The 796-nt window shown below is 63.6% G+C and carries 1 protein-coding gene; it reads left to right on the forward strand.

The window, feature by feature from the left end:
• Window positions 1-796, forward strand: a 796-nt coding sequence (locus tag ACR0B3_RS24345) for a proton-conducting transporter transmembrane domain-containing protein (protein WP_480811289.1), incomplete at both ends; no start/stop codon positions are given.

Here is a 796-nt window from a genome sequence, read left to right on the forward strand (position 1 = left end):
TCTTCCTCGACGGTCTGGGGCTGCTCTTTGCGCTGATGATCACGGGCGTCGGGCTGCTGATCATCCTCTATGCGCGGTTCTACCTGTCGGGCGACGATCCGATGGGGCAGTTCTATACCTACCTGTTGCTGTTCCAGGGCGCGATGCTGGGGATCGTGCTGTCGGACAACATATTGCTGTTGCTGATTTTCTGGGAGCTGACCTCGCTCAGCTCCTTCCTGCTGATCGGGTATTGGAAGCATCTGCCCGAGGGGCGTCAGGGCGCGCGGATGGCGCTGGCCGTGACCGGGGCAGGGGGCCTGGCGATGATCGGGGGGATGCTGATCCTCGGGAACATCGTGGGCAGCTATAACCTGACCGATATCCTGCAGGCGGGCGAGCAGATCCGGGCGTCCGAGTGGTACCTGCCCGCGCTGATCCTGATCCTGCTCGGCGCCTTCACCAAATCGGCGCAATTCCCGTTCCATTTCTGGTTGCCGCACGCCATGGCCGCGCCCACGCCGGTCTCGGCCTATCTGCACTCGGCGACCATGGTGAAGGCGGGCGTGTTCCTGATGGCACGCATGTGGCCGGTGCTGGCGGGAACCGATGCGTGGTTCTACATCGTGGCGACCACGGGTCTGGTGACCATGGTGATGGGCGCGGGCATCGCGCTGTTCAAGGATGACCTCAAGGCGCTGCTGGCGTTTTCCACGGTCAGCCACCTGGGCCTTCTGACCATGCTGCTGGGCTTCGGCACGCAGGCAGCGGCGGTGGCGGCGGTGTTTCACATCATCAACCACCTGACCTTCAAGGC

This window comes from Ruegeria sp. CE9, assembly GCF_056537425.1.